Source organism: Nocardia cyriacigeorgica (assembly GCF_029868385.1).
GTDB lineage: Bacteria > Actinomycetota > Actinomycetes > Mycobacteriales > Mycobacteriaceae > Nocardia > Nocardia cyriacigeorgica_F.
Map to the genome: position 1 here is coordinate 126476 of NZ_JARWNX010000020.1, position 7446 is coordinate 133921.

Sequence of the window (7446 nt, forward strand, 5' to 3'; positions counted from 1 at the left end):
ATCTTCGCTTATCCGTGCCGCGGATACACGGGCGGCGTGGAATCGGCCCCGTTATGTCACTTATGCCTGCCGTGCAACACAGGCACCAGGCGTCGCAGAAGTTTCATGGTCGACTGGGTGCGCGAGTAGCTCAGCAGCGCCATACCCGGGATGCTGAACCGCTGGATCGCGATCGAATGCGGGCGGACGAATTCACGCAGGCCGGGCTCGCCGTGGATGCGGCCGATACCGGAATCGCCGCTGCCGCCGAAGGGCAGGCCGGGGATCGCGGCGAAGCCGAGCACCGAGTTCACCGAGGTCGCGCCGACACGCAACCGGCGGGCGATCTCGAGTCCCTGCTTACGGGAGTACACCGCCGAGGACAGACCGTAGGTGGAGTCGTTGGCCAGCGCGACGGCCTCATCGATGCTGTCGACCGTGCGGATGGTCATGGTCGGGCCGAAGGTCTCCTCCTTCACCGCCGACGAATCCTCATCGGTGTCGAGCAGCACCACCGGCTCGATGAACGGGGCCTTGACCGATTCCGGGCCGCCGACGATCGCAGTGCCGCCCTTGGCGATGGCGTCTTCGATATGGCGGCGCACGATATCGACCTGACTCGGCATCGTCATCGGGCCGTAGGCAGCCTCGGCGCCGGAGCCCGGCTTGACGTCGGTGAGGATGCGGCGCAGTTCGGCGACGAACTCATCGCGGACCGACCGGTCGACGTACACGCGCTCGACGCCAGCGCAGGTCTGACCGCTGTTGGAGGTCGCACCCCAGGCGACCGCGTCGGCGGCGGCCTTCACATCGGCGTCGGCGGCCACGATCACCGCGTCCTTACCGCCGCATTCCAGCAGCACCGGGGTGAGCGAGTCGGCGGCGGCCGCCATGATCTTGCGGCCGGTGCCGGGCGAGCCGGTGAACGCGATCTTGTCCACGCCCGCGCGCACGAGCGCCGCGCCGGTCGCGCCGTAGCCGTTGACGGTGGTGAACACACCCTTCGGGAGGTCCGGGTTGGCCTCGATGAAGGCGTCGGCGAGGAAATTGCCGATACCGGTGGAGTATTCGCTCGGCTTGAACACCACGGTATTGCCCGCGGCGAGCGCGTAGGCGATGGAACCATTGGGTGTGTAGACCGGGTAGTTCCACGGTCCGATCACGCCGATCACGCCCAGCGGACGCTGTTCGAGGCGCGCGGCGAAGTTCGACATCAACGGGCCGGGGGAGATCTTCTTGGGTGCGAGCACCTTCTTGGCGTGTTTGGCGGCCCAGGCGATGTGCTCGAGCGCGAGCATCAGCTCGAGGAAGGCGTCGTCGAGCGGTTTGCCGTTCTCGGCGTGGATCAGCGCGCAGAACTCGTCGGATTCGGCGACCAGGCGGCTGGACCAGCGCAGCAGTGCGGTGCGGCGTTCGTCGAAATCGAGCGCCGCCCAGGTCTCGGCGGCCTTGCGGGCGGTGGCGACGGCGGCGCGCACCGCGTCGGCGTCGTCGATCGGATAGGTGGCCAGGGTCGCGCCGGAGGCGGGATCGACCGAGGTGAGCACCGTGTCCGCGGGGGCGGCGTCGGTGGTTGTCACAGGGGCTCCTCATGCCGGGCGCCCAGGCGGAGTCCGTCCGGGCGCTGGTGGTGGCGTGGCTTATCGGGCGCATGCCGAGTGGGTCGGGCGAAACTGCCGACTCGTTGAGAGAATGTTATGGCATTACTCTCAGAGTGTCACGAGTTCCGGGTGATCGATCGGGCCCCGCACCCCGTGAGTATGCGCGTTTTCGACGATCGGAACTCGGCAACGGCGTATACGCCCCGGTACGCGGCGGTCCGAGCGGCGAAAACGGGTGTGCGGGAGCGCGGTCGGCCGCCGATGTCGGTGCACGGTGGCACTATCGGGGTATGTGCGGACGTTATGCGACGACGACCAATCCCGGACGGCTCGCGGTCGAACTCGACGCGATCGATGAAACCGGCGACGCCGCGAACTCGGCGGGCTCCGGTAGCGGCGCCGCGAACTACAACGTCGCCCCGACGACGCAGGTGCTCACGGTGGTCGAACGTCATGAGCACGGCCATCCCGACGACGATCCGCGGCTGCGGCTGCGGCGGATGCGCTGGGGGCTCATCCCGCATTGGACCAAGGCGGCCGAACCGGGTGTGCCGGTGAAGGGTAAGCCGCTGTTCAACGCGCGCGCCGACAAGGCCGCGACGACCCCGTCGTTCCGGGACGCGGTGAAATACCGACGCTGCCTGGTGCCGATGGACGGCTGGTACGAGTGGCTGGTCGAACCGGATCCGAGCGGCGCCAAGAGCAAGGTGGTCAAACATCCGTACTTCATGTCCGCCGCCGATGGTTCGCGGCTGTACATGGCCGGGTTGTGGTCGGTGTGGCGCGACCGTACCCAGGAGGAGTCAGAGCCGCTGCTGTCGTGCACCATCCTGACCACCGACGCCGTCGGCGATCTCACCCGCATCCACGACCGGATGCCGCTGCCCATGCCCAGCCAGTACTGGGATGCCTGGCTGGACCCGGATCATCCCGCCCCCGCCGAACTCCTGGAGCCCCCGACACCGGAGTTGGTCGCCGGTATCACCGCGCGTCCGGTGTCCTCGCTGGTCAACAGTGTGCGCAATAACGGACCCGAGCTGTTGGAACCGGCCGATGAGGAGCCCGAGCAGATCAGTCTCCTGTGAGCGCGGTGCCCGCACGACTGTGAGCGAGGTGCTCGCACGACGCCTCGAGCAGGAGGCGTGGCCGTCGAGCGGTACTCGATACGAGCGGGGGAGGCGCGGCGCGATGGATTTCGTCGGCCATGGGGCGATGTCGGCGAGCCGAACGCCGCGGCAGGACGTCGTACTGGAAGCCCGCGTAAGCCCCGCCGAGCAGCCGTGCGGATGAGGAAACAGCGCGGGCCGGATGTTCGGCCGCAGCCGACGCATCCGACCCGCCATCGAGCGATTCAGGGTGCTCGGCTCAGATCGAGCAGCCCACCGTCGGCGTCACGACGTTCAGACCGCATTTGAGGATGTTCGCGGCCAGATCGATCACCTCACTGGCGAGTCCGCCGCCGAACTCCTCGGCCCGTTCGGCCCGCTCGTCCTTCTTCGGCTCACGGGTGCTGCCGCCTTCTTCTCCGTCGAACGGGTAGGCGGGCTGTGCCTGACCACCCTGTGGCGCGGCGACCGCGGCCGGGGTGGCCAGCACCGCGGGGCCAACGGCCAGGACCAGCGCCCCGGACAGGGCGACGATCGTGGTGCGCAGACGTTGGCGCGGGGACATTCGCATCACATCCTCGGATCGGTCGGAACTCGGCCGTTCAAGTAACGCATACCGACGGGGGCGAGGCGAGGTTTACCGGCGTGGCGAATCACGTGTCTTCATCCGGCGGTCACCCGCGCGGTGACGGCATCGGTCGATCGGATCAGATCGGCAGGCGCCAGATCGATTTCGAGACCGCGACGCCCCGCGCTGCACAGGATTCGGTCCCAGTTCGACGCCGACGCGTCCACCACCGTCGGCAGTGCCTTGCGCTGGCCGAGGGGTGAGATTCCACCCAGCACATAGCCGGTGCTGCGTTCGGCCTTGGCCCGATCGGCCATGGCCGCCTTCGGTGCGCCGAGCGCCGCGGCCGCGGCCTTCAACGACAGGGTCTGTGGCACCGGCAGCACCGCGACGGCCAGCGAACCGGTGGACAACTCCAGTACCAGCGTCTTGAAGATCTGCCCGGGATCGAGGCCGAGTTCGGCGGCGAGCGCGTCGACCGCCTCGGTGCCGTAGGAATCGGCGCGCGGGTCATGGGTGTAGGCGTGGACCCGATGCTCGACCCCCGCCGTGACCAGGGCGCGGATCGCCGGTGTCGATGCTCGTGCCATGGCGGTCACCTTAGATCGACGGGCCCGAAAGCGGTGCCGCGGGCCGGGAACACGCGGGCCGGTTCTCATGTTGCATGCGAATAAGCGATGCCGTGTGACCGCCGACGAGGTGCGAAGCCACGGTTCGGCGGAGTCACCGGCCGCCGCGCGTGTGTCCGGTGCATGTCGTGAAGGAGGAGCCCGTTGCCCGTTCTGGTCGAAGAACGCCCGGTCCCGACCGAGGCGTCGGACGAGCGGTTCCGAGTCGTTACGCTGATGCCGGTAGATTTGGCGAGGACGCCGATCGAAGGGACACGTGTGACAGGCGAGGAAGATACCGCGGCCGACGGCCCCGCCGAAGGTGTCGGCGGTGCGGAGGATTCGGACGCGCTGACCAGGCGGTTCGAGCGCGACGCGCTCCCGCTGCTCGACCAGCTCTACGGCGCCGCACTGCGGATGACCCGGAATCCGGCCGATGCCGAGGACCTGGTGCAGGAGACCTATGTCAAGGCCTACCAGGGCTTCAAATCCTTCAAGGAGGGCACGAACCTGCGTGCCTGGCTCTACCGGATCCTGACCAACACCTACATCAACTCCTACCGCAAGAAGCAGCGTCAGCCCGCGCAGTACCCGACCGACGAGATCACCGACTGGCAGCTGGCCGCGACCGCCGAGCACACCTCGACCGGTCTGCGTTCGGCCGAGGTGGAGGCGCTCGACGCCCTGCCCGACGACGACATCAAGGCCGCACTGCAAGAGCTGCCGGAGGAATTCCGGATGGCGGTGTACTACGCCGATGTCGAAGGTTTCCCGTACAAGGAGATCGCCGACATCATGGGCACCCCCATCGGTACGGTGATGTCCCGGCTGCATCGCGGCCGTAAGCAATTGAAGGGTTTGCTCGCCGATGTGGCGCGCGAACGTGGATTCAACCGCACCGGTGGCACGTCCGATACAGCGTCCGCCTCTGCCGCGGGCACGGTGCGCCAGGAGGTCAAGCAGTGAGCGCCGAGCACGATCCCGATATGGAGCTCGACTGCACGGCGGTACTCGCCGATGTGTGGCTGATGCTCGACGGTGAATGCGATGATTCGACCCGTGCGCGGCTGCAACACCATATGGATCATTGCGCGCCGTGCATCGAGGCCTACGGCATCGAGGAGAAGATCAAGGGTCTGCTCAGCCGTAAATGCGGCGGCGATCGCGCCCCGGATTCGCTGCGGGAGCGGCTGACGGTGGAGTTCCGCCGGACGGTGGCGATCCGGCAGGAGTCGACCCGCATCGAGTCGGCGGAGTCCTGAGCGGTTCCGGCCCCGGAAAACGAACGAGCGGCACGTCCTTCCCCTGGGGAAGTGACGTGCCGCTCGTCTTATCGGTCGACGACCGATCAACGCTCGGCTGTTGCCTCAGGCGTTGGGCCGCTTGCCGTGATTTGCGGCGTTGCCCTTGCGGCTGCGCTTCTTACGACCGCGCTTACCCATCGATACCTCCCGGATCACCCCCGCGTACGCGAGGCTCGGATCATCCCCCGTCCACGCGGGGAAAAACGTCTCCCCGCCTGCGCGGGGCCCGTGACAATCTACCGCACACCGGCCCGGCAACGCTGGGGGCATTCCTCGGCGAGGATCGTGGCCGGGTGTGGTTGGCTATATCGTCAGCGGGACCTGCCGCCGACGGCGGTGACCCATACAACAGAGTCGAACGAGGTGCCATGGCTGAGGAAGTACGTGCGGAGATGGTCTCGACCGTGCTGACGGTGGAGGTCGCGGTCGGCGATCAGGTCACGCACGACCAGACGCTGGTACTGCTCGAGTCGATGAAGATGGAGATCCCGGTGATCACCGAGGTCGGCGGCGAGGTCACCTCGATCGCGGTCACCCCCGGCCAGGTACTCCAGCAGGGCGATCTGATCGCCGTTATCTCCTGAGTGGCGACTGACCGACCATGGCGACACTGAGCGAACTGCTGGCCGAGCACACCGACCTACCCGGCGTCGCCGTGGATCATCTGCAACGAGTGGTGGGCGACTGGCAGTTGCTCGCCGATCTGTCCTTCGCCGATCTGCTGCTGTGGGTCGGCGCCGGACCGGTGAACGATGGGGCCGATATCGTCTGCGTGGCCCAGTGCAGGCCGACCACCGCGCCGACGGTGCACTACGAGGATCTGGTCGGTATCCAGGCCCTGCGCGCCGAGCATCCGCAGGTGTTCGATGCCCTGACCACCGGCCGGATCGTGCGCACCGACGGCGAGTCCGATGCCAAGGGCGTCTACCACCCGCATCCGGTGGACGCCATCCGCGAGGCCATCCCGGTGCGCTGCGGTGACGATGTGATCGCCGTCCTCAGCCGGGATACCGATCTCCAGCGGTCCAAGGTGCGCAGCACCCTGGAGATCGCCTACGTCGCCTGCGCCGACGATCTGTGCCAGATGATCGCCGACGGCACCTTCCCGACCACCGAGGATCGCGCCGCCACCCATTCGAGTCCGCGCGCGGGCGATGGTTTCATCCGCCTCGATACCGAGGGCATCGTCACCTATGCCAGCCCCAACGCGCTCTCGGCCTATCACCGGATGGGGTTGCAGGCCGATCTGGCGGGGCAGGATCTGGCAGTCACCACCCGCTCGCTGATCACCGACCCGTTCGACGCGCAGGAAGTGGTCGGCGATATCCAGGCCGCGCTGGCCGGGCGGACCGGTCGCCGGATGGAGGTGGAGGCAAGGGGCGCGACGGTGCTGCTGCGCACGCTGGTGCTGCGCCCGCACGGTGAGTTGGCCGGTGCGGCGGTGCTGGTCCGGGATGTCACCGAGGTCAAACGCCGTGACCGCGCGCTGTTGAGCAAGGACGCGACGATCCGGGAGATCCATCACCGGGTGAAGAACAATCTGCAAACCGTGGCCGCGCTGCTGCGTTTGCAGGCCAGGCGCACCGAGAACGAGGAGGCGCAGGTCGCGCTCACCGAATCGGTCCGCCGCGTCACCTCCATCGCCTCGGTGCACGAGATGCTGTCGATGTCGGTGGACGAGGAGGTCGACCTCGACGAGGTGGTGGACCGGTTGCTGCCGATCATGGCCGACGTCGCCACCGTGCACACCGCCCGGATCAAGGTGCGCCGCGCAGGTTCGCTCGGTGTGTTCTCCGCCGAGCGGGCGACCCCGCTGGTGATGGTGCTGACCGAGCTGGTGCAGAACGCCATCGAGCACGCTTTCGACGCGGGCGAGAACGGCACGGTGACGATTCGTTCGGAGCGTTCGGCGCGCTGGCTGGATGTGATCATCAGCGATGACGGGCGTGGTCTGCCCGCCGGTTTCAGCCTGGAATCCTCCGACCGGCTCGGCCTCCAGATCGTGCGCACGCTGGTGACAGCCGAACTCGGCGGTTCCATCGGCCTACATCCGGGCGCCGATATCGGCACCGACGCGGTGCTACGGGTCCCCCTGGGCCGCCGCTCCGGGCGCTGACGTTCCGAGCAGGCCGTTACCCGATAGCGGCTGTCGGTGCGGCCCACTTTTCGAGCGAAGCGAGACCGAGCATAGAGTTCGCGGCCCGTCTCGGGGGTGCGGGGGCCGTGGGGGCGCCGGAGGGGCGCCGCGGGACCGGTCTCGGGCGTACCCCGGGGGGGGCG

At 67.9% G+C, this 7446-nt stretch carries 9 protein-coding genes; 5 read left to right on the plus strand and 4 right to left on the minus strand.

Going from position 1 to position 7446, the window contains the following annotated elements:
- Positions 1-56: 56 nt before the first annotated feature.
- On the minus strand, positions 57-1559 hold the full coding sequence (locus QH168_RS02490) for an aldehyde dehydrogenase family protein (protein WP_280232726.1): 1503 nt from the start codon (positions 1557-1559) through the stop codon (positions 57-59).
- Between the two features lie 311 nt (positions 1560-1870).
- On the opposite strand from QH168_RS02490, the gene QH168_RS02495 reads away from it, so the two are divergent.
- Positions 1871-2665 (plus strand): SOS response-associated peptidase, encoded by a 795-nt coding sequence (locus tag QH168_RS02495; protein ID WP_280232727.1) that lies wholly within the window; start codon positions 1871-1873, stop codon positions 2663-2665.
- A 280-nt stretch (positions 2666-2945) separates the two neighbouring features.
- On the opposite strand, the gene QH168_RS02500 is transcribed toward QH168_RS02495, so the two are convergent.
- Positions 2946-3257 (minus strand): hypothetical protein, encoded by a 312-nt coding sequence (locus QH168_RS02500; protein WP_280232728.1) that lies wholly within the window; start codon positions 3255-3257, stop codon positions 2946-2948.
- Between the two features lie 92 nt (positions 3258-3349).
- Positions 3350-3844: a Cys-tRNA(Pro) deacylase gene (gene ybaK, locus QH168_RS02505; protein ID WP_280232729.1), complete on the minus strand. Its 495-nt coding sequence runs from the start codon at positions 3842-3844 to the stop codon at positions 3350-3352.
- A 255-nt stretch (positions 3845-4099) separates the two neighbouring features.
- Between ybaK and QH168_RS02510 the strand changes: the two genes are divergently transcribed.
- Both QH168_RS02510 and rsrA read left to right on the plus strand, forming a co-directional pair.
- Positions 4100-4828, plus strand: coding sequence for a sigma-70 family RNA polymerase sigma factor (locus tag QH168_RS02510; RefSeq protein ID WP_432421018.1), 729 nt, complete (start codon positions 4100-4102; stop codon positions 4826-4828).
- A 20-nt stretch (positions 4829-4848) separates the two neighbouring features.
- Positions 4849-5124 carry a mycothiol system anti-sigma-R factor gene (gene rsrA, locus QH168_RS02515; RefSeq protein ID WP_280232741.1) on the plus strand — a complete coding sequence of 92 codons (276 nt, stop codon included), beginning with the start codon at positions 4849-4851 and terminating at the stop codon, positions 5122-5124.
- A 105-nt stretch (positions 5125-5229) separates the two neighbouring features.
- Here rsrA and QH168_RS27660 read toward each other — a convergent pair whose 3' ends face one another.
- Positions 5230-5304, minus strand: coding sequence for a 50S ribosomal protein bL37 (locus tag QH168_RS27660; RefSeq protein ID WP_022597109.1), 75 nt, complete (start codon positions 5302-5304; stop codon positions 5230-5232).
- Positions 5305-5534: 230 nt separating this feature from the next.
- Between QH168_RS27660 and QH168_RS02520 the strand changes: the two genes are divergently transcribed.
- Together QH168_RS02520 and QH168_RS02525 are read left to right on the plus strand one after the other, a co-directional pair.
- Entirely contained in the window at positions 5535-5750 is a 216-nt protein-coding gene (locus QH168_RS02520) for a biotin/lipoyl-binding carrier protein (RefSeq protein WP_163841485.1), read from the plus strand.
- A gap of 17 nt (positions 5751-5767) precedes the next feature.
- The gene (locus QH168_RS02525; RefSeq protein ID WP_280232731.1) at positions 5768-7282 is read left to right on the plus strand and encodes a sensor histidine kinase; all 1515 of its coding nucleotides are present in this window, start codon (positions 5768-5770) and stop codon (positions 7280-7282) included.
- Positions 7283-7446 lie beyond the last annotated feature (164 nt).

What these genes read in the sequence shown, in the direction of transcription:
- QH168_RS02495 (WP_280232727.1), top strand. Translation starts at nt 1,871, where the DNA reads ATGTGCGGACGTTATGCGACGACGACCAATCCCGGACGGCTCGCGGTC.
- QH168_RS02500 (WP_280232728.1), bottom strand. Translation starts at nt 3,257, where the DNA reads ATGCGAATGTCCCCGCGCCAACGTCTGCGCACCACGATCGTCGCCCTG.
- ybaK (WP_280232729.1), bottom strand. Translation starts at nt 3,844, where the DNA reads ATGGCACGAGCATCGACACCGGCGATCCGCGCCCTGGTCACGGCGGGG.
- QH168_RS02510 (WP_432421018.1), top strand. Translation starts at nt 4,100, where the DNA reads ATGCCGGTAGATTTGGCGAGGACGCCGATCGAAGGGACACGTGTGACA.
- rsrA (WP_280232741.1), top strand. Translation starts at nt 4,849, where the DNA reads ATGGAGCTCGACTGCACGGCGGTACTCGCCGATGTGTGGCTGATGCTC.
- QH168_RS02520 (WP_163841485.1), top strand. Translation starts at nt 5,535, where the DNA reads ATGGCTGAGGAAGTACGTGCGGAGATGGTCTCGACCGTGCTGACGGTG.
- QH168_RS02525 (WP_280232731.1), top strand. Translation starts at nt 5,768, where the DNA reads ATGGCGACACTGAGCGAACTGCTGGCCGAGCACACCGACCTACCCGGC.